Here is a 21488-nt window from a genome sequence, read left to right on the forward strand (position 1 = left end):
ATGAACCTGCAGGCGGTCAGTCCACCGCCACCGCAGCTCGGCGAAGACCAACTCGCCTATCGCGAAGCCGCGCGCGATTTCGCCCTGGCCGAATTGGCGCCGCACGCAGCGCACTGGGACGCGCAAGCCATCTTCCCGCGCGAGGTCATCGGCAAGGCCGGCGAACTCGGTTTCTGCGGCCTCTACGTCGACGTAGCTGCCGGCGGCTCGGGCCTGACCCGGCTCGACGCGGTGGTCGTGTTCGAGGAGCTGGCTGCGCTCGACCCGTCCACGGCCGCGTTCATCAGCATCCACAACATGGCCACCTGGATGCTGACCGCGCACGCGTCCCCCGCCCTGCGCGACGAATGGGGTCCTGCCCTCGCCAGCGGCGAATGCCTGGCCTCGTACTGCCTGACCGAACCCGGCGCCGGTTCCGATGCGGCCTCGCTGCGCACCCGCGCCGAGCGCGACGGCGACGAATATGTCATCAACGGCGCCAAGGCCTTCATTTCCGGGGCCGGCGCCACCGACATGCTGGTGGTAATGGCGCGCACCGGCGGCGACGGCGCGCGCGGCATCAGCGCCTTCGCGGTGCCGGCCGACAGCGCCGGCATCGCCTATGGGCGCAAGGAAGAAAAACTCGGCTGGAACAGCCAGCCCACGCGCGGGGTGGTGTTCGACAATGTGCGCGTGCCGGCCGCGCATCTGCTGGCCGGCGAAGGCGACGGTTTCAAGATCGCCATGAAAGGCCTCGACGGCGGCCGCCTCAACATCGCCGCCTGCTCGCTCGGCGCGGCCCAGGGCGCGCTCGATGCTGCTCGCCGTTATCTCGGCGAGCGGCGCCAGTTCGGCAAACCGCTCGCCGAGTTCCAGGCGCTGCAATTCAAGCTCGCCGACATGGCCACGCAACTGGTCGCGGCGCGGCAGATGGTGCATACCGCGGCGCGCAAGCTCGATGCCGGCAGCGGCGACGCCATCGTCTGGTGCGCGATGGCCAAGCGCTTCGCCACCGACGCCGGCTTCGCGATCTGCAACGAGGCCCTGCAGATCCACGGCGGCTACGGCTATATGCGCGAGTACCCGATCGAACGGCTGCTGCGCGACTGCCGCGTGCACCAGATCCTGGAAGGCACCAACGAAATCATGCGCGTGATCATCGCGCGCCATCTGTTGAACACCGAAGAGGAATTGCGATGAGCCGTGCCGACAAGCAGCACACCGGAAAGGTCTATGACGGGCTGAAGCTGGATATCGACGGCCACACCGCCGTCGTCACCCTGAGCAATCCGCCCGCCAACACCTGGACCCGCGACAGCCTCGCCGCCTTGCGCGAGCTGGTGCGCGACCTCGACACCGACCGCGAGGTCTACGCCCTGGTCGTCACCGGCGAAGGCGAGAAATTCTTCTCCGCCGGCGCCGACCTCAAGCAGTTCGCGAACGGCGACAAGGCGCTCGCGCGCGATGCCGCGCGCCGCTTCGGCGAAGCCTTCGAGACCCTCAGCGCGTTCCGCGGCGTGTCGATCGCCGCGATCAACGGCTACGCCATGGGCGGCGGGCTGGAATGCGCCCTGGCCTGCGATCTGCGCATCGTCGAAGAACAAGCCCAGCTGGCCCTGCCCGAAGCCACGGTCGGTTTACTGCCCTGCGCTGGCGGCACCCAGCACCTGCCGCGCCTGGTCGGCGAAGGCTGGGCGAAGCGGATGATGTTGCTCGGCGAGCGCGTCGACGCCGCCACCGCGCTGCGTATCGGCCTGGTCGAGGAGATCGTCGGCAAGGGCGAAGCCAAGGCACGCGCGCTGCAATGGGCCAAACAGGCCGAGAAGCAGAGCCCGACCAGCGTCGCCGCCTGCAAGGCGCTGATCCAGGCGACCCGCAGCCAAAGCCACGACACCGCCCTGGTGCGCGAGCGCGAAGCCTTCGTCGATCTGTTCGACAGCGACGACCAGACCGAGGGCGTCGCCGCCTTCCTGGAAAAGCGCGCACCGCAGTGGAAGAACGCATGAACGCCGTGCTCGAGAACGAAGTCGCCGTGGCCCCCGTATTGTTCGAAGAGCGCGCGACCGACCACGGCCGCCGGATCGGCTTCGCCACCTTGAACGCGGCGGCGACCTTGAACGGCCTGTCGCTGACCATGGCCGAGTTGCTCGACGCGCAGTTGCGGGCCTGGGCGCAGGACGACGCCGTCTCCGTAGTCGTGCTGCAAGGCGCCGGCGAGAAAGCCTTCTGCGCCGGCGGCGACCTGCATGGGCTGTATCGCGGCATGCTCGAACATCGCGCCAGCGGCAGCCGCGACATTCGCGACAACGTCCATGCGCGCGCGTTCTTCGAGACCGAATACCGGCTCGACCACCGCATCCACACCTACCCCAAACCGCTGCTGTGCTGGGGCCATGGCATCGTCATGGGCGGCGGCATCGGCCTGATGGCCGGCGCCAGCCACCGCGTGGTCAGCGAGCGCTCGAAGCTGGCGTTTCCGGAAATCAGCGTCGGTCTGTACCCGGACGTCGGCGGCAGTTGGCTGTTGAACCGGGTGCCGCAGCGCGCAGGCCTGTTCCTGGCCTTGACCGGCGCACCGCTCAACGCCGGCGACGCGATCCGGGCCGGCCTCGCCGATCACTACCTGCCGGAAGCGCAGCGCGAAGCGGTCTACGCCGCACTGAGCGCGGTCAACTGGGCCGACGACGGCGACGATGCGCGCCGGCTCAGCGCGGTGCTGAAAGGTTGCGCCGAAGCCGCCCCGCCCGGCCCCTTGCAGCAACACGCCGCATCGATCGCCGCGGCCTGCGCGCACGACGACCTGCCCGCGGTAGTCGAAGCGATCTGCGCGCTCGACAGCGACGACGCCTGGCTGCAGAACGCGCGCAAGACCCTCGCCGCCGGCGCGCCCGGCTCGGCCCGGCTCGGCTTCGAATTGCAACGCCGCGCCGCAGAGTTGTCGCTGGCCGACACCTTCCGCCTCGAATGCATCGCTTCCTTGCATTGCGCCGCGCACGGCGACTTCGTCGAAGGCATCCGCGCCCTGTTGATCGACAAAGACCGCACGCCGCACTGGAACCCCGCCCGCCTGGCCGAGGCCACGCCGGCCTGGGCCGAAAGCTTCTTCACCGCCCCCTGGCCGGCGCAGGCGCATCCGCTCGCCGACCTGGGCGCCACCACGGAGACTGCCGCATGAGCCGCATCGCTTTCATCGGACTGGGCAACATGGGCGGGCCGATGGCCGCCAACCTGCTCAAGGCCGGCCACAGCCTGCGCGTGTTCGATCTCGCACCGGCCTTGGTCGCCAGCGCGGTCGTGGCGGGCGCCCATGCCGCCATCGACGCCGCCGACGCCGTCGTCGACGCCGAGGTGGTGATCTCGATGCTGCCGGCGAGCCGCCACGTCGAAGGCCTCTACCTCGGCGATGCCGGCCTGCTCGCGCAGATGCCGGCGGACGCGTTGGTGATCGATTGCAGCACCATCGCCCCGGCCTCGGCGCAGAAGGTCGCGGCCGCGGCCGCCGCGCGCGGCCTGCAGATGATCGACGCACCGGTCTCCGGCGGCACCGCCGGCGCCGCGGCAGGCACGCTGACCTTCATCGTCGGCGGCGAAGCGGCCGCGCTGGAACGCGCGCGCCCGCTGTTGCAGGCGATGGGCAAGAACCTCTTCCACGTCGGCGCCAGCGGCGCCGGCCAGGTCGCCAAGCTGTGCAACAACATGGCGCTCGGCGTGATCATGGCCGCGACCGGCGAAGCGCTCGCGCTCGGCAGCGCGCACGGGCTCGACCCGAAGGTGCTGTCGCAGATGATGGCGGTCAGCACCAGCCGCAGTTGGGCCACGGAGGTCTGCAACCCCTGGCCGGGCGTGCTCGAAGACGCGCCGGCCTCGCGCGGCTACAGCGGCGGCTTCGGCAACGACCTGATGCTCAAGGACCTCGGCCTGGCCGCGGAAGCGGCGATGAGCGCCGGCGCCTCGATCCCGCTCGGCGAACTCGCACGCAATCTGTACGCGATGAACAGCCGCGCCGGCCACGGCGGCCTGGACTTCTCCAGCGTGGTCAAGTTGGTGGCGAAGGACCTGTGAGCCGCAAGGGAGTCGCGCTGAGGTAACGTCGCGACGGCAGCGACGACCGGTCGCCGGTCGAGCACGGACCCGGCACGCCGGGTCTAATCGCTTACTCGACGATCCGCTGCAGGTTGCCGGAGAAGCTGGCGCGGTCGCGGTCTTCGGTCAGCGAGTACAAGCCGTAGCGCTTGTTCAAGCGCGCGCCGTTGTCGCGGATGCCCGGCGACCAGGCGAAGTCGGCGCGGCTGCGGCTGGAACGCTGCCGCGCCAGGTCGAACGGAATCGACAGATACAGGCCGCGATCGAAACCGCCGTCGCCGGGCTGGCGCGGCGAGTATTCGGTGAAGGTCGCATAGGCGCCCATGCGCACGCCGTTGTCGAACTGGCGCGAGACGTCGACGGTCGCGCCCCAGTCGCGCGCCAGATAGCGCCCGGCACTGACCTTCAGACTGATGTCCTTGTAGCCGGTGTCGACATAGGCGCTGACATGGCCGGTGACGGTGCGGTAACGGCGGAACGAGAAGTCCTGGTCGAAGCTGCGCTGGCGCACCCAGTTGACGTCGGCGCCGATCGCCCAGCGCTGCCCGAACGGCCGGTACAAAGTCTCGGCGCCGGCGCCGCCGTACATGCTTTCGAGCATGCCGACATAGGCCATGCCGTACCAATCGGCGCCGAGCGAACCGGCCGCGGTCAACTGCAACTGCGGCATGGTCACGCGCGAGGAGGTCACGTATTCGCGCACATCGCTGCGCACGCGCGGCAAAGTCGTGATCGCACCGCCGTCGTAGCGGTCGTAGTTGTCGGCGATCAAGGCCTCGATGCGGCCGCTCAGCCACAGGTTCGGCGCGAACCGGTAGTCGGCGTCGTAGGCCATGCCGATCTTGTACAAGGCCGCGGTGTCGGGCGCGCCGAGTTCATGACCGAGGCTGAGGCCGAATCCGCCGCTGTAGCGGTCCAGCGGCGCCCGATACAGCAGCTCTTCGCGGCGTGCCTGCGGACGATTGCGTTCGACCCCGAGGCGGAAAGTCTTGAGATCGACCTCGCCATCGAGCAGTTCGCCGAAACGCTCGCGCTGCACGCTGGTCTCGACCACCTCCATGCCGGCGCGGGTCGAGACCAGGGTGTACCAGTCGACCGAGGCATCGAGTTTGTCGTCGAGGATGCGCGCGGTGCGGCCCAGGCCCTTGGCCGAATGCCGATAACGGGTCTGCTCGCCGGTGACGAACAGTTCGCTGCCGCGCCGCGAGATCTTGCTGACCCTCACCCCGGCGTTGTCGTACAGCTCGCGGCTGACCTGCTCCCAGTCGACCTGCTCGGGCGCGACCGGCTCGGGCCCGGTCGGTGCCGATGCGGTCTGCGTCGATGCGGTCTGCGGCAAACCGGCTTGCGGCGTTGCCCTGGATTCGCCGGCCGCGATCAGCGGCGCAAGCCCCATGGACGGCGCCGCCTGCGGCAACGACGGCGAAGCGGAGCTTGCGTCGGCCAAGATCCCCGAAGCGCGCAAGGTCACAGTCGTCGCCGCAGCGGGCGCGGCTCTCAATGCGGACGGTGCCGACGAATCCGCTACCGGCGCCGCATTCGCCATCGTCGGAATCGCCGGCGCATCGTCGTAGCGGCGCGCGACCGGCGGCGGGTCCTTGGCCTTGATCGGCTCGGCGAGGCGCGCCGCATTGGTGTGCAGGGTCAGCGCAAACGAAGCGGTATTGCCGCGTTGCAAGCCCAGGCTCAGGTCGAGATGGCGATTGGGGCGATAGACCACGCCGACGTTGAACGGCGAGCTCTGCTTGATCCGGCGCGGTCCGGGTTCGTGCCGGTAATCGTTGCCGTCGTATTCGACTTTCACTTCCCAGGGTTTGCCGGCCGGACGATAGGCCACGCCGCCGAACACCGCGGCGCGGCCGTGAAAATAACGCGGCCGGTCGAACTGGTAGCGGTCGTCGTCAAAGCCGCCGCGCGAAGGACGGTGATCGAAACGATCGTCGAGCGCCGACAGCGGGTTGGCCAGATTGCCGCGCGCGCCCAGATTGCCCCAGGCGAGGCCCAGACTGGCGTCGACCGAGCCGAAACGCTTGTTGGCGACCACATACTCGCTGGAAAAATAGCGACGGCCGGCGATGTCGCGCGCGCCGACCGCCACTTCCGGCAGGTACCGGCTCTCGCGGCTCAGGCGGACCTTGGCGTCGAAGGCCTTGGCCGAGTTCGAACGCCTGCCGTCCAAGACGGGCGTGGCATCGTCGTCGAAACGCGTGTAGCGGAAGGTGCCTTCCAGCCACGACAAGGGCTGGGCGGTGAAGTTGTAGCGCGCGTACGGCTCGACCCGGCTGACCGAGAGCGCGAGTTCGCCTTCGTCGGCCATGCGTGCGGTCGGCGTCTGCCACAGGCCGGCGCCGCCGAAGTCGCCCTGGCTCGGCGCCTGGTCGCCGGCATGCGCGAAACGCGCGGCCAGCGTGGCGACGACCAACAGCGCGATCTGGCTGTGGCGCGGAGGCGGTCGGCCGGTATTCAGAGCGGCCTCGCGGTGCGAATGGCAGCGGCTGCTTCAGGCGGCGACGCTGCGCTGCCCGCTTCGGGCAAAGGCTGAGTGGCCAGGAATTGCGCGTACTCGCGATTGAGATCGGGCGCGATCCGTCGCACCAGGCGATCATCGATCGGCAGGTAGATCGTCGTGCCCGGCGCCAGGCGCAGCGGTTCGCCGCGATTCCACAGGGCGATGCCGTATTCGACGACGCGCCCGTCGGCCTGGATCAGCTGCACCCGATCGCGGTCGGCCGCGGCCATCGCCGGGCAATCGTCTAGATAGTCGCGCACGCCGCGCCAGCTCGCATGCGGCAGTACGCAGTCCTTGTTTACCGCGCCGACGATGCGCACCTCCTTCGGCAGCTCGGGATAGTGCAGGCGGTCGCCCTCGGCGAGCGGCGCATTGTTCGCGCGATCGCGTTCCAGCGTTTTCGGATCGAGCGAAACGATGCGCCGCCCGGTCGCCGGCAGCGCCCGCACCGTAGCGGCCATGCGTTCGCTCAGCGCCAGCAGCGCTTCGTCGTTGCGCGCGCTCGCATCGGCGATGACTTGCGACAGGTCGAACAACACCCCGACCTGGAAGCGTCGCTGCGCCTCGACCAGGCTGGGACGCAGCCAGGCCGCGCCGGCCACATAGGCTTGCGGCCGCACTCGAGCCGCCAGCGCCGCATCGCGCAGACGCGCCTTGCCCGCATACGTCTGCTCGCCCGGACGCTCCACCGCGCCGCTCACCGCGACCCGCAGTTGCGCGCTCGCCGGCGCACCGCACAGCGCGATCAGCAACAGTGTCGCCGCTGCCGAACGCGTCGCGAGCGTGCAGGCCGAAGCGCAGGCGAGCCTGGGCGTCCGAAGGAATCGGCCGCCCACGAGCGCTGCATTGGTGCTGCGATTACCCATCCGCTCGATCGCCTTGCTGCTCGAACCTCCCGGCTCAGCGCTCGAGGAGGTCCTGCGTGTTCGCGGAGTTGTTGAGGATGTTGGAGAACGGCAACAACTGGTTGACGAATCGATTCCAACGGGTGACCCCGGCCGGGCCGACGAAGACCACGTCGCCGGCGCGGACCGTGAACTGGCTGGCCAAGGCGTAGGATGCCGGCGACTTGGCGCTGAGGTGGTAGATCTTGGCCGGCTGCTTCTGCATGTCCTCGACGCCGCGGATCACGTAGACCGCATCGCCCTTGGCGGTCAGCGGATTGAGACCGCCGGTGCGTCCGAGCGCCTGCGACAAGGTCATGTCGCTGGTCTTGAAGTTGATCGCCATCGGCCGGATCACTTCGCCGACCACATAGACTTCCTTGCGGTCGTTGTACGGCAGATAGATATGGTCGCCGGCCCTGAGATAGATGTCGGGCGCGATCTGCTTGCCGCGGTTGAGCGCATCCAGATCGATCCGGTAGTGCTGGCCTGCGCGGGTCAGCACCAGGCCGGACAGATCGGCGCGCAAGGGGTCGATGGTGGCGCTGCCGATCGCCTGCGACAGGGTCAGCGGCGTGGCGGTGATCGACTGGCGTTCGGTCTTGACGAATGCGCCCTGCAAGGTCACGCGCTGGCTGCCGTAATCGATGATGCTGACGTCGACCTGCGGGCTTTCGATGACCTGGGCGATTTTCGCGGTGATCAAGGTGCGCAGTTCGTCGATGGTCTTTCCCTGCGCCTGCAGCGAACCGATATAGGGATAGAACAGCGTGCCGTCCGGCCCGACCATGCGGCCGTTGGCGGCGGTCTGCTGCTGGGTGCCGGCCGGCGAGGTCAGTTCGGGGTGGTCCCAGATGGTGATGTACAGCGTATCGCCGGCGCCGATGCGGTAGGGCTCGGGCTTGTAGCCCAACAGCTCCGCCGGCACTTCCGCCGCCGGCGCGTCGGCCTTGTCCATCGCCAGCAGCTTCGGCGTGATCGGCACGATTTCGACGTGGTCCTCGTCGAGGGACGCGTCGCTCACGAACTGCTTCGGGCTCATGTGCTGGCCCGGAGCCCACATGCAGCCGTTGAGTCCGACGACGGCGGCGGCGATCGCCACCCAGCCAGAAAGCTTTCTCATATGCGATTCAGTCTCTCGATGTCGCGGACGCGGATACCGCGCCGGACGGGTTCGTACATCGGCCTGTCGATGGACGGCCGACTTCATGGATGTCGATGGGAGGTCGGGATGAAGTCGGCCGATGCCGACGTTGCCGCGTCAAAGAACCTTGATCGGCTCGATCAATGCGTTGGCCGCCCGCACCCGCACCCGGGTCGGGCTGCAGCGCTGCGGCGGACGAAGGGCCCGGGCGATCCGGCGCGGCCCAATGCGTTGCGGGAGGCGAAGCCAGGGGCGCGGTCGGGTGGATCGGCGCGGTGGCTTGCGGCAACAAGGGCGAGGTACTTCATGAGACGTGGGCTCCTAGCGGATACGATCGTTAGCAGTGCAGTCCCCTTTCCGAAGTATAGCGACAGCGCGCGGCGATTGGCCCCTCGCCGTTCACGCGCGTTCGGGCAAACGGTACCGCATCACGTTTTTCGCCGATGCGCGATACGCGGGCGAACCGCCGTATCGCTTGCAGCAAGGCCTTGCGCGCCTTGCGCATACACCCGATCGCATCGGCGATGTTCAGCGAAGGCTTAAGTTTCGCGTTGCGATACGTGATCGCATCGTCGATCCTCCATCGCCGATGCAGCCGTGCCGCACGCTCGCGCCGTCGCCGATCCGTCAAAACATCGTTAAAACGTCGTATTCGAAGCGAATTCGTTTCGGACGTGCGCAGTCGGCGAGTGACTCGCGTCACGTCTTTGAAGTCACGGGCTTGCTTCGTGTTGACCCTGCAAGAATCAGCTCTTACATTCCGCACCGTCACTTTCGGCGCACTGCAACTCGTTGCGTGCATCGACTCGCCGACGGCACGGAGCCGGATGAAACGCCCGAACGATGGCCGCATCATCGGGCGGACCGATTCTGCAGCCGCCGGCATCGCGCATGCGAGGTCGCAACTTTCCCGGGCCGTTCCGACGCCCCATCCAAGGTGAGACCTAGCGCACGTGTTCAACCGGGTTTTGATGGTCTGCATCGGCAATATCTGCCGAAGTCCGACCGCTGAAGTACTACTGCGTCACCGCCTGCAAGGCAAGAACGTCGTCGTCGAATCGGCGGGCCTGGCCGCGGTGGTCGGTCATCCGATCGACGCCACCGCGCAAGTCCTGCTCAACGAGCACGGCCTGAACGGCGAGTCGCACGTGGCGCGGCAGATCGATCGCGCGATGATCGATTCGGCCGACCTGATCCTGGCGATGGAGCGCAAACACCTCAACGCGGTGCTGCAGTTGGCGCCGCACGCACGTGGCAAGACCTACCTGCTGGGCAAATGGCAGGACGACACCGCTGTTCCGGACCCGTACCGGCAGCCTCGCAGCGCTTTCGAACAGGCCTATCAGCTGATCAACTCAGGGGTGAGTAGCTGGGCGGCCCATCTTTGACAGAGCACGATCCACTCTTCAGCAGGTCTCACCCCAATGTCGAAAACATCCGCGGCTCCTGGTCCGTCTCAGGACGATAACGATGAGATCGATCTGGCCGCGCTACTCGGCACGCTTATCGACCACAAGTGGCTGATCGCCAGCGTCACCGCGGCCGGTTTCGCCCTCAGCGTCGCCTATGCCCTGCTCGCCGCGCCTGTCTATCAGGCCAACGCGATGATCCAGGTCGAATCCAATACCCCGACCCTGCCCGGCCTCAATGCGGTCTCGCAGGTGCTGACCGATTCGGCGCCGCAGGCGGTCACCGAGATCGCGCTGCTGACCTCGCGCGCGGTGGTCGGCAAGGCGGTCCAGGACCTCAAGCTCGACATACAGGTCGAACCCAGGCAGTTCCCGCTGATCGGCGGCGTGCTGTCGCGGCGTTTCAGCCCCTCGACGCCGGGCGAAGTCGCTTCGCCGTGGCTGGGCCTGAGCAGCTACGGCTGGGGCGGCGAACGCCTCGACGTGTTCCAGTTCGACGTGTCCAGGGAATTGCTCGGCCTGCCGCTGACCCTGGTCGCCGATAACGCCGGCGCCTACCGGCTGTACGACGAAGACGACACCCTGCTGTTGACCGGCAAGGTCGGCGAGCCCGCCGCCGGCGGTGGCGTCAAGCTGCAGATCAAGGAGATGGCGGCCAACCCGGGCATGCGCTTCGACTTGGTCAAGCTGCCGAGCCTGGCGATCATCACCGCCTTGCAGAAGAACCTGACCGCGACCGAGCGCGCCAAGGACTCCGGCATCATCCAGCTGAGCTATCTGCTCGGCGACCCGGGCCAGGCCGCCGCGACCCTCGACGCGATCACCCGCCAGTACACCCGCCAGAACGTCGAACGCAACTCCGCCGAAGCCGCCAACAGCCTGGAGTTCGTCAAGGGCCAGTTGCCGAACGTGCGCCGCGACCTGGAGAAGGCCGAGCAGGCGCTCAACGCCTATCAGTCGCAGGCGCACACCGTCGACATCACCGTCGAGACCAAGTCCTACCTCGACCAGATCGTCGCCCTCGACAACAGCATCTCGCAGTTGAAGATGCAGCAGGCCGAAGTCAGCCGTCGCTATACGCCCAAGCACCCGGCCTACCGGGCGCTGCTGGAACAGCTCGGCGAGATCGAAGCGCGCAAGAAGGAACTCAGCGACCGCATCGGCGGCCTGCCCGAGACCCAACAGGAATTGCTGCGTCTGACCCGCGACATGCAGGTCAGCACCCAGACCTATACCAACCTGCTCAACCAGGCCCAGCAGCTCGACATCGCGCGCGCCGGCACGGTCGGCAACGCCCGCGTCATCGACCCCTCGGTGGTCGACGTCGCCGAGCCGGTCAAGCCCAAGCGCCTGCAGTTGGTGCTGATCGGCACCTTCCTCGGCGCGTTCGCGGCGATCGGCTGGGTGCTGGTGCGGCAGATGCTCAACCGCGGCGTCGAGGAGGCCAAGGAGATCGAACAGCTGGGCCTGCCGGTCTACGCCTCGATTCCGATGAGCCAGTACCAGCGCGACCACGAAAGCCTCGGCAAGCAGTTGCGCAGCAACGGCAAGCGCCACGACAAGCCGCACCTGTTGTCGCTGGACGCGCCCAACGACCTGGCGATCGAGGCCATGCGCAGCCTGCGCACCGGCCTGCACTTCGCCATGATGGAGGCCAAGAACAACATCCTGATGATCTGCGGTTCGGGCCCGAGCGCCGGCAAGACCTTCGTCTCGACCAACCTCGCCACCGTCATCAGCCAGGGCGGCCAGCGCGTGCTGTTGATCGACGCCGACCTGCGCCGCGGCACCCTGCATCGGGTCATGGGCCACACCAACCAGAACGGCTTGTCCGATCTGCTGGTCGGCCGCGCCGATATCGCCGGCGCCACCCGTCATTCGACCATCCCGGGCCTGGACTTCATTCCGCGCGGACAGGTGCCGCCGAATCCGTCCGAGCTGTTGATGCACCCGAACTTCGCCACGCTGCTGAACACGGTGTCGCAGCGCTACGACCTGGTGGTCATCGATACCCCGCCGATCCTGGCGGTGACCGACGCGGCGATCATCGGCCGTTACGCCGGCACCAGCCTGCTGGTCGCGCGTTTCGGCTTCAACTCCGCCAAGGAACTGGCGCTCGCCAAGCAGCGCTTCGAGCAGAACGGTATCGAGCTCAGGGGCGCCATTCTCAACGCGGTCGAGAAGCGCCATGACAGCACCTACGCCTACGGTTACGAATACCAACCGGTACCCGAGCGCTGAGCCGGCGCTCGCTGCGCCGGGAGGCCCGGGCGCAGCGAACGTCGACGATGCATCCTGCGCCCGGGCACATTCGTCGGCGCGCGGTTCCGCCGATGTCGTCGCAGACGCGATGCCAAGCGGTTCAAGCCGACAGTCGAACAGCGTAGCCATGCACGGCGCGCTGTCGCTTATGCCCACGCGTTATTTGGATCTGCCGACGACTGCGGCACAGTCGCAGTGTCGGCGCGGTTTGATGCAAGGCGAACGTTTCCGCTCATTCACCTCGCCGATGACATTGCATCGTCATGCAAGCGGGGCAGCCTGTCGGCGCTGCGGCGTCGCCGCATGAATACGCAACGCGACTCGCGCGCAGGCAGCGCGCACGGAGCGCCGGCCGATCCGGCGACGGAGCAGGAAAGGCCGCATTCCTGGCACCGCGAAATCTATTGCCGGATTCGAAAAAACCCGTTTTTCCCGTGGAAAACGACGATACGGAAAGCCGCGGCAGCGCATGGACAAATTTTGACCATTGGATGTTTTTACGCAGCGCTAACCAATGCGTAATCGGACGTCGCAGTTCGCATGCGAAGCGCAACCCAGAACGGAATCACGCTCGCTCACTCGCCGCGAATGCGAACGACAAATGAACGAAACATCGGATTCGCGTTGCTTGGGACGGCGTCACCGTGAAAGCCCTTACAGATTCACAGTATTTCCCAAACTCGAAATGGCAACCTAGGCGCACGTATGCAGCTCACCGTGTAGTACAAAGGCAAGCAGTCGCGCACGAGCACGCATGCAAACGGACGCCGCCGCAGGCAGGCGATCCCAGCGACATGCGAAGCACAGCGCATCTGAACCCACGGCCGCCGGACATGTCGATCAGTCATTCCACTTTTGTTTTTTCCGAAAGCCATTATTCGAATCGACCGGCATCGACCGGTCGACGCACCGCGAACAACCGCAAGAACAACTAGAAACGCCAAAGGGACGATCACCGTGGGGGGCGGCGATTGTCGGCCAGGTCAACGAAGACTACCCCCGGACTCATCGTCATGCTGGATGAAAAATTTGCGATAGCGTGCGCCCTCGCGCTATTCGTCACCTGTGTCGCGATGTACGCGATGCATCCTCTGGCCGAACACATCGGACTCGTGGACCGACCCAATGCGCGCAAGCGGCATCAGGGCCACATTCCGGTCATCGGCGGCCTGTGTTTCTTCGCCGGCCTGCTCGCCGGCGCGGTCTATCTCGGCCTGGCCGACCGCTACGCGCTATCGCTGCTCGGCAGCGCCGCGCTGATCGTGGTGGTCGGCGCGATCGACGACGCCAAGGACCTCAGCGTGCGCTCGCGCCTGTTCGTGCAGGTGCTGGCGACCGGGCTGATGATCACCGGCAGCGGTCTCTACCTCAACGACGTCGGCAACGTCTTCGGCACCGGCCCGATCCACCTCGGCCTGCTCGGCATTCCGTTGACGGTGATCGGCGTGGTCGGCCTGATCAACGCCTTCAACATGCTCGACGGCATCGACGGCCTGGCCGGCAGTCTGGCCTTGGTCAGCATCGCCGCGATCCTGCTGTTCGATCGCGCCGGCCTGCTCTCGCAAGGCGCCCTGCCCTTGCTGCCGGTGTTGTTCGCGGCGTTGATCCCTTATCTGTTCGTCAACCTCGGCGGTTGGCGCGGACGCAAGATCTTCATGGGCGACGCCGGCAGCATGCTGCTGGGCTACGTGCTCGCCTGGAGCCTGATCTACATGAACCAGCGCGGCACCCCGCGCATCCATGCCGCCGCCGTGCTGTGGTGCGTCGCCCTGCCGGTGATCGACACCCTGGCGGTGATGTACCGCCGCGTGCGCCAGGGGCGTTCGCCGTTCAAGCCCGATCGCCAGCACCTGCATTACATGCTGCTCGATTCCGGCCGCTCGCCGCGCACGACCCTGCTGATCCTGATCGCCGCCGCCTGCGCCCTGACCGCGCTGGGCTATTCGCTGCGCAGCGCCGGGCTCGGTCTGAACCTGCTGCTGTTCTTCGGCTTGCTCGGCGGTTACACCACCGCGACCACCCACGGCTGGAAGCCGCAGCCGGCTTCGGCCTGGCAGCCCGAGAACGACACCGCCACCGCGTCGGCCACGGCACTCGCCTCCGAAGCCACGACCCTGAGCTTCGGCCGTAACGAGTTGTTCGGCGACGACGCCGCAAGCCTGCCGGCGATGGCCTCGACTGCGGCGATGCCGCAATCGGCCTACCGCATCAAGACCCTGTGCGTGTTCGGCACGCGCCCGGAAGCGATCAAGATGGCGCCGCTGGCCTTGTTGCTCGCCGGCGACCCGCGCTTCGAAGCGCGTGTGTGCGTGACCGGCCAGCACCGGCAGATGCTCGACCAGGTGCTGACCCTGTTCGACATCCAGCCCGATTACGACTTGGCGATCATGAAGCCGGGCCAGGACCTGACCGACGTCACCACCGCGATCCTGACCGGCATGAAGCGCGTGCTGTCGGAACTCAAGCCCGACGTGGTGCTGGTGCACGGCGACACCTCGACCACCATGGCCACCACCCTGGCGGCGTACTACCAGCAGATTCCGGTCGCTCATGTCGAAGCCGGCCTGCGCACCGGCAATCTGTATTCGCCGTGGCCGGAAGAAGCCAACCGCAAGCTCACCGGTGCGCTCGCCGCGATCCATTTCGCGCCGACCGAGTCGTCGAGCGACAACCTGCGCGCCGAAGGCATTCCGACCGACCGCATCGAGATCACCGGCAACACCGTGATCGATGCGCTCAAGCAGGTCGTGCAGCGCATCGAACGCACCCCGGCGCTGCGCGCCGAGTTGTCGGCGCAGTTCGCATTCCTGCGCCCGGAGCGCCGCGTGGTGCTGGTCACCGGCCATCGCCGCGAAAGCTTCGGCGGCGGCTTCGAGCGCATCTGCCACGCCCTGCGCGACATCGCCCTGCGCCATCCGGACGTCGACATCGTCTATCCGGTGCACCTCAACCCGCAGGTGCGCGAGCCGGTCAACCGCCTGCTCAGCGACATGCCGCAGATCCACCTGATCGAGCCGCTGGACTATCTGCCGTTCGTGTACCTGATGAACGCGGCCCACATCATCCTGACCGATTCCGGCGGCATCCAGGAAGAAGCGCCCTCGCTCGGCAAGCCGGTGCTGGTCATGCGCGACACCACCGAGCGCCCGGAAGCGGTCGGCGCAGGCACGGTCAAGCTGGTCGGCACCGACCGCAAGGCGATCGCCGACGGCATCACCGCGCTGCTCGACGACCCCGCCGCGTACCAGGCCATGAGCATCGCCCACAACCCCTACGGCGACGGCCGGGCCTGCCAGCGCATCGTCGAAGCGCTGGCCGGGCTCAAGACCACGGCCTCGCAGCTGGCGGCCTGACGCCCGCGTCGGCAGGCGCCGCGGGCTTGCGCCTGCGCGCCGCATGCGCAACGCAGGCGGCCCGTCCGCCTCCGCTGTGCATGCGCATTTTCAGGTTCGTCTGCCCCTCTTCGCAACCTCTCTCAATCCAGCAGCAACGCCCTCCCCCGCGGGCATTCAACGGAGTCTTTCATGAGTTTCGAAACCGTCTCGGTCATCGGCCTTGGCTACATCGGATTGCCCACCGCCGCCGCGTTCGCCGCAGCGCGTAAAAAGGTGATCGGTATCGACATCAACCGCCATGCCGTCGATACCATCAACCGGGGCGAGATCCACATCGTCGAACCGGAACTCGACGTCGCCGTGCGCGCGGCGGTCACCGGCGGCTTCCTGCGCGCCTCGACCCAGCCCGAGCCCGCCGACGCCTTCCTGATCGCCGTGCCGACACCGTTCAAGGGCGACCACGAACCCGACCTGGCCTACATCGAAGCGGCCGGCAAGGCGCTGGCGCCGGTGCTCAAGAAGGGCGACCTGGTGGTGCTGGAGTCGACCTCCCCGGTCGGCGCCACCGAACGCCTCGCCGACTGGCTCGCCGCGGCGCGCCCGGACCTGAGCTTCCCGCAGCAGGCCGGCGAACAGGCCGACGTCAACGTCGCCTACTGCCCCGAGCGCGTGCTGCCGGGCCACGTCATGCGCGAGCTGATCGAGAACGACCGCGTCATCGGCGGCATGACCCCGCGTTGTTCCGAACGCGCCTGCGAGCTGTACAAGAGCTTCGTGCGCGGCGAATGCGTGGTCACCAACGCCCGTACCGCCGAGATGTGCAAGCTCACCGAGAACGCCTTCCGCGACGTCAACATCGCCTTCGCCAACGAGCTGTCGATCATCTGCGACAAGCTCGGCATCAACGTCTGGGACCTGGTGCGCCTGGCCAACCGCCATCCGCGCGTCAACATCCTGCAGCCGGGCCCCGGTGTCGGCGGCCACTGCATCGCCGTCGACCCCTGGTTCATCGTCGACAGCGCGCCGGAAGAAGCGCGCCTGATCCGCACCGCGCGCGAGGTCAACAACGGCAAGCCGGCCTGGGTCATGAACAAGGTCGAGGAAGCGATCGAGCAGGCGCAGGCCGACGGCAAGCAGGGCAAGGACCTGACCATCGCCGTGTTCGGCCTGGCCTTCAAGCCCGACATCGACGACCTGCGCGAAAGCCCGGCGCTCGACATCGCCATCGAACTGGCCAACCGCCATCCGGGCCGCGTGCTCGCGGTCGAGCCGCACATCTCGGTGCTGCCGGACAAGCTCAACTCGCCGAACGTGATCCTGGTGGACCTGCCGACCGCGAGCGCGCAGGCCGACATCGCCGTGCTGCTGGTCGATCACAAGCCCTTCAAGGAGCTGTCGATGCCGGCGCACCTGAAGATCATCGACACCAAGGGCATCTGGACCTGAGCGCCGCAAGGCGCTCGACCCGGACACGACCACGATGATGCGGCGACTGATCACCACGGCCAGCCTGTCGGCGTTGAGCGCCATGGCCTCGCGTGGCGCGGTGTTCGCTGGCATCCTGTTCACCGCGCATTCGCTGGGGCCCACCGCGTTCGGTCAGTTCACCCTGATCCAGACCACCGCGCTGTTGTTCACCACCTTCTGCGCGCTGAGTCTAGGGCAGATGGCGACCAAGATCGTCGCCGAGGCCGCGGCCACCGATCCGCGCCGCATCGCCACGGCGCTGACCGTGTCCTACGGTTCGGCGCTGTTCGCCTCCTTGCTGTTCGCGGCCTTGTTGTTGGCTCTGTCGTATCCGCTGGCGGTAAAAGTCGGCGGGTCGAACGACCTGGTCGCGGTGTACGCCGCCTCGGCGCTGTTGGTGCTGACCGGCTTTCTCACCGCGATCCAGAACGGCGTCGCGCTCGCCCTGCACAAGGTCAAACAGCAGGCGCTGGCCAATCTGCTCAGCGCGCCGCTGGTGTTCCTGGCGATCGTGCTGGCGGCATTGCGCCGCGACATCGCCTGGGCGATCTACGGCTACATCGCCGCGCAGATCGTGATCGTGCTCGGCCAGGAACATGCCCTGCGCCGCTACCGGCGCGAGCAAGGCCACCGCCTGTCGTTGCGCAGTACCGAACGCGGCGACTGGACCGTGCTGTGGAAGCTCGGCCTGCCCTCGTCGGTGTCGGGCCTGCTGACCATGCCGAGCATCTGGCTGTCGATGGTGATGCTGTCGAGCAGCGCCGGCGGCGCCACCAGCCTCGGCAATTTCTCGCTCGGCAACCAGGCGCGTTCGATCCTGATGTTCGGCATGGGCGTGGTCGCCAATGCCACTCTGCCGCTGCTGGCGGCGGCGCTGGCGCGCGGCGACAAGCACGAAGCCCACGCCGCCCTGCGCCAATCGATCCTGTTGCTGGTCACGGTTACCGCCGCCATCGCCGGCCTGGTCGCGGTGGCGGCGCCGCCGCTGATCCATCGCTTCGCCCCGGCCTATGCCGGCGCGATCGTGCCGCTGCAATGGCTGTTGCTGTCGACCGTAGCGATGGCGCCGACCACCATCCTGATGCGCAAGGCCACCGCCGACGGCCGGCCCGGCGTGCTGTTCGCCGGCAATGCGGTGTTCTCGGCCGCTCTGCTCGGCGCCAGCGTGCTGGCCCTGCACCTGCACGGCGGCGCCAGCGGTCTGGCGATCGCCTACGTCGTCGCCACCACCGCCCAGTTGTCGACCTTCGCATTGTGCAATCGCGGCGAGTTCCGCAAAGCGCTGCCTGGAAGCCCCCAATGAACGTATCGCGCCTGCTCAAAAAATCCGTCGTGCTGTCGATCATCCGGATCGGCTGGTTCATCAAGCCCGGCCTGGTGACGCGCCTGTTCGCCTGGTTCCTGCGTTCCGAAGGCGCGCACATCGAAGGCATGCCGAACTATCTGTCGGCCAAGATCTGGTTCGACGGCACCGACTATTCGCTGATCACCCTCGGCGAGGGCTGCACCATCTCCAGCAACGTGCGCATCCTGACCCACGACGCGGCGATCAACACCGTGGCCAAGGAGCTCGGCATCCGCTTCGACACGCCGGAAATCCGGATCAAGCCGGTGCGGATCGGCCGTTTCAGCTTCATCGGCACCGGCTCGATCATCATGCCGGGCGCCGACATCGGCGCTGGCTGCATCGTCGCCGCCGGCAGCGTGGTGCGCGGCAAGATCGCCCCGCTCAGCATCGTCATGGGCAGCCCGGCCCAGGTGGTCGGTTCGGTCACCGACTACCTGGCCAAGACCCACCCGCATCTGCTGCCGAGCGCGGTGCGCGACACCGCGCATCCGCACTCGGAACCCGAACCGAGCTCCTGGCGCAACCGCGGCAACGCGCACTGAGCCGGCCCCTTCTTTCATGCCCCTCCCTTCACCGCAGCACTGACGGATCAATCACGGCGTCGTCTTGGCGATTCTCTATTTCATCTTCTTCACGAGCCTGACCCTGGTGACGTTCTTGCGCGTCGGCGGGCGGATGGACCGTATGTTCGTCAAGCCGATCTACGCCTTCCTGCTCGGCATGGCTTTCATCTACGGTTTCATGCCGTGGGTCAAGGAATTGCGCGGCATCCAGTCCTATCCGTTCTATTACTCGACCGACGCCAAAGCCATGGCGCTGATGCTGTCGGTGATGTTCTGCATCTCCGGCATCGGCGGCTATCTGGCGATAGGCGGGTTCTCGACGCCGTCGCTGCCGAAGGTGCGCAGCCTGACCGCGCGCGAACGCCGCCGCGTGCTGGTGCTGGTCGGCATCCCGGCGATGGCCGCGGTGCTGTACCTGGCGCGCACCATCGCCAGCCACGACCTCGCCGACTATATGCGCGACCGCATCGTGATCCGGCGCGGCCTGGGCCCGGCGGTGGTGCTGGCCTTCGCCGCGATCTGCTACGGCGCGATCCTGGTCACCAATTACCTGGCCGAGAAGAAGGAACGCGGACGCAGCCCGGCGCTGTGGCGGCTGATCACGATCTCGGCCACGGTGCTGGTGATCGCGGTGGCGTTCGTGGCGATGGGCAACCGCAACTTCGTCTTCAGCCTGATCGCGATCATCCTGTTCGCTTCGCTGTCGATGTTCCCCGGGCGTCTGCGCAAGGCGCTGATGCTGTTGCCGGTGATGCTGGCGCTGGCGCTGGGCTTCTCGGCCTGGGCCAAGATCCGCACCACCCTCGACAGCGCCGGCCCGTCCGCCTTGAGCGGGCAAGACCCGACCGAACTGCTGGTGTACGGCTTGAACGGCGCCTTCGGCAACAGCGAAAACCTGATCTGGCTGGCCCAGCACGATTACGCCTGGCAGCCGCTGTGGGGCGAGACCCTGTTCGCCGCCGCGGTCAATCCGGTGCCGCGCGCGATCTGGCCCGACAAGCCCTTCGGCGGCGGCCCGGCGTTTCGCAACATGATCTATCCCGGCAGTTACACCCTCGACGGCGAAAAGCTGACCTCCTACACCACCGGCCTGCCGACCGAGGGCTACATGAACTTCGGCATGCTCGGCCTGATCCTGTTCGGCGCGGTCAACGGCATCTGCCTGGCCTTGATACGCAACGCCTATTCGCGGCTGCGCACGGTCACCCCGGTGGGCGTGGTGATCTACAGCTTCTCGATCTTCATGTTCTCGATTGGATTTCTGTATATGGAACTGCTCGGCGGCTGGAGCCGTTATTTCATCACCGTGTTGCTGCTGTTCGCGGTGAGCTACCTCGGCAACCGGCCGATCCGCTCCAGGCTGGTGACGGCATGAACGCGATCATTCTCGGCCAGGGCAACCCGTACCTGAAGAATCCGTACTTGAGCAAGCTGTCGAAGGTGCTCGAAAGCGCGTCGATTCCCTACGAGTTCTGGATCTGGAGCCGCGACAAGCAGGCCGCCGAACTGCCACGGGTGAAAGTGCTGCTGAGCTTCGGCTCCTGGGGCGGCGGCGCGGTCAATGCGCTCGGCTACGCGCTTTGGGTGGCTTGGCTGAGTTTGCGCGTGTTCGTGCAACCGCGCGCCGGCATCTACTTCTGCTCGCGCCTGGATGCGGCCCTGCCCTGCGCCCTGGTCGCCTCGGTGCGCCGCTGCCAATACGTCTTCCTCGACCGCGACAAGCTGTCCAAGAGCTACGCGTGGCCGAAGCCGATCAAGCGGATCATCGAATGGGTCGAAGGCTTCGTCGGCCGCCGCGCTTCCCTGCACGTGCTGCCGGGCGCCTCGCGCGCGGTCGATGGCGACGCCGCCAACATCCGCATCGTCCGCAACACCCCGCACACCGACGTGATCGAGCGCGCCCGCAGCCTGGCCGCCGGACTGCCGCCGAAAAGCGGCCGCCTGCGCGTGTTGATCAGCGGGCTGATCTCGCCCGAACGCGGCGCGACCATGATGCGCGAAGCGATCGAGCAGACCGCCGGCCGCATCGAGTTCGTCGCCGCCGGGCGCCTGCTCGGCGACGACGCCAAGCGTCTGGCCGAGCTGCTCGGTCCGCACTACCGCGGCATCGTCAGCAACGAAGACGCGCTGGCGCTGTTGCTCAGCGCCGACGTGGTGCTGGCCTTCTACGACCCCTCGCTGGAGATCAACCGCCTGGCCGAACCGAACAAGTGGTTCGATTGCGCGGCGCTGGAGATTCCGTTCTTCACCAACCCCGGCCTGAGCACTTCGCAGCCGTTCGAGGACGCCCAGGCCTGTTTCCTCTGCGACTACGGCGACAGCCGCCAGCTCAGCGAGCAACTGCTGCGCATCGCCGACCAGCCGGCCCTGCTCGAACAACGCCGCGCCGGTCTGCGCACCTTGCGTTACGAAGCCTGGGACACGGCGATGGCGCGAGTGATCGCCGAATGCGCGAGCCTGACCCCATGAGCCTTCAGCGCGAAACCCGCCGGATCTCCCTGCTTC

The 21488-nt window shown here is 67.2% G+C and carries 16 protein-coding genes; 12 read left to right on the forward strand and 4 right to left on the reverse strand.

Features of this window, described 5'->3' with window-relative positions; all coding sequences use genetic code 11:
- From ACTOWK_RS21425 to mmsB, 4 genes are read left to right on the forward strand one after another with little or no spacing between them, the layout of a single operon-like run.
- A complete protein-coding gene (locus ACTOWK_RS21425) occupies positions 1-1179 on the forward strand; it encodes an acyl-CoA dehydrogenase family protein (protein ID WP_441332137.1) in 1179 nt (392 codons plus the stop codon).
- Positions 1176-1985 (forward strand): enoyl-CoA hydratase, encoded by an 810-nt coding sequence (locus ACTOWK_RS21430; protein ID WP_441332113.1) that lies wholly within the window; start codon positions 1176-1178, stop codon positions 1983-1985. The genes ACTOWK_RS21425 and ACTOWK_RS21430 overlap by 4 nt, the downstream gene beginning before the upstream one ends.
- A complete protein-coding gene (locus tag ACTOWK_RS21435; RefSeq protein ID WP_441332114.1) occupies positions 1982-3154 on the forward strand; it encodes an enoyl-CoA hydratase/isomerase family protein in 1173 nt (390 codons plus the stop codon). Before ACTOWK_RS21430 ends, ACTOWK_RS21435 begins: the two co-directional genes overlap by 4 nt.
- Positions 3151-4041, forward strand: coding sequence for a 3-hydroxyisobutyrate dehydrogenase (gene mmsB, locus ACTOWK_RS21440; protein ID WP_441332115.1), 891 nt, complete (start codon positions 3151-3153; stop codon positions 4039-4041). Before ACTOWK_RS21435 ends, mmsB begins: the two co-directional genes overlap by 4 nt.
- A 91-nt stretch (positions 4042-4132) precedes the next feature.
- On the opposite strand, the gene ACTOWK_RS21445 is transcribed toward mmsB, so the two are convergent.
- The 4 genes from ACTOWK_RS21445 to ACTOWK_RS21460 all read right to left on the reverse strand — a co-directional run bounded on the left by ACTOWK_RS21445 (position 4133) and on the right by ACTOWK_RS21460 (position 9581).
- Complete coding sequence (locus tag ACTOWK_RS21445; RefSeq protein ID WP_441332116.1) at positions 4133-6484, reverse strand: YjbH domain-containing protein; 2352 nt, start codon at positions 6482-6484, stop codon at positions 4133-4135.
- Positions 6485-6525: 41 nt separating this feature from the next.
- Positions 6526-7437, reverse strand: a complete 912-nt coding sequence (locus ACTOWK_RS21450) for a capsule biosynthesis GfcC family protein (RefSeq protein ID WP_441332117.1) — start codon at positions 7435-7437, stop codon at positions 6526-6528.
- Positions 7438-7471: 34 nt separating this feature from the next.
- Positions 7472-8578 carry a polysaccharide biosynthesis/export family protein gene (locus tag ACTOWK_RS21455; RefSeq protein WP_441332118.1) on the reverse strand — a complete coding sequence of 369 codons (1107 nt, stop codon included), beginning with the start codon at positions 8576-8578 and terminating at the stop codon, positions 7472-7474.
- Between the two features lie 358 nt (positions 8579-8936).
- A complete protein-coding gene (locus tag ACTOWK_RS21460; protein ID WP_441332119.1) occupies positions 8937-9581 on the reverse strand; it encodes a hypothetical protein in 645 nt (214 codons plus the stop codon).
- Here ACTOWK_RS21460 and ACTOWK_RS21465 point away from each other — a divergent pair.
- The 8 genes from ACTOWK_RS21465 to ACTOWK_RS21500 all read left to right on the forward strand — a co-directional run bounded on the left by ACTOWK_RS21465 (position 9571) and on the right by ACTOWK_RS21500 (position 21452).
- Entirely contained in the window at positions 9571-9987 is a 417-nt protein-coding gene (locus ACTOWK_RS21465) for a low molecular weight protein-tyrosine-phosphatase (RefSeq protein ID WP_441332120.1), read from the forward strand. The genes ACTOWK_RS21460 and ACTOWK_RS21465 overlap by 11 nt on opposite strands.
- 36 nt (positions 9988-10023) lie before the next feature.
- Positions 10024-12249, forward strand: coding sequence for a polysaccharide biosynthesis tyrosine autokinase (locus ACTOWK_RS21470; protein WP_441332121.1), 2226 nt, complete (start codon positions 10024-10026; stop codon positions 12247-12249).
- Between the two features lie 1133 nt (positions 12250-13382).
- Positions 13383-15623: a non-hydrolyzing UDP-N-acetylglucosamine 2-epimerase gene (wecB, locus tag ACTOWK_RS21475; RefSeq protein WP_441332122.1), complete on the forward strand. Its 2241-nt coding sequence runs from the start codon at positions 13383-13385 to the stop codon at positions 15621-15623.
- A gap of 171 nt (positions 15624-15794) precedes the next feature.
- Positions 15795-17051: a UDP-N-acetyl-D-mannosamine dehydrogenase gene (gene wecC, locus ACTOWK_RS21480; protein WP_031372786.1), complete on the forward strand. Its 1257-nt coding sequence runs from the start codon at positions 15795-15797 to the stop codon at positions 17049-17051.
- Positions 17052-17085: 34 nt separating this feature from the next.
- Entirely contained in the window at positions 17086-18375 is a 1290-nt protein-coding gene (locus ACTOWK_RS21485) for an oligosaccharide flippase family protein (RefSeq protein ID WP_441332123.1), read from the forward strand.
- Entirely contained in the window at positions 18372-18962 is a 591-nt protein-coding gene (locus ACTOWK_RS21490) for an acyltransferase (RefSeq protein ID WP_441332124.1), read from the forward strand. The genes ACTOWK_RS21485 and ACTOWK_RS21490 overlap by 4 nt, the downstream gene beginning before the upstream one ends.
- 64 nt (positions 18963-19026) lie before the next feature.
- Positions 19027-20358 (forward strand): hypothetical protein, encoded by a 1332-nt coding sequence (locus ACTOWK_RS21495; RefSeq protein WP_441332125.1) that lies wholly within the window; start codon positions 19027-19029, stop codon positions 20356-20358.
- Positions 20355-21452, forward strand: coding sequence for a hypothetical protein (locus ACTOWK_RS21500; RefSeq protein ID WP_441332126.1), 1098 nt, complete (start codon positions 20355-20357; stop codon positions 21450-21452). The genes ACTOWK_RS21495 and ACTOWK_RS21500 overlap by 4 nt, the downstream gene beginning before the upstream one ends.
- Positions 21453-21488 lie beyond the last annotated feature (36 nt).

This window comes from Lysobacter sp. CA196 (assembly GCF_052078695.1).
Classification (GTDB): domain Bacteria; phylum Pseudomonadota; class Gammaproteobacteria; order Xanthomonadales; family Xanthomonadaceae; genus Lysobacter.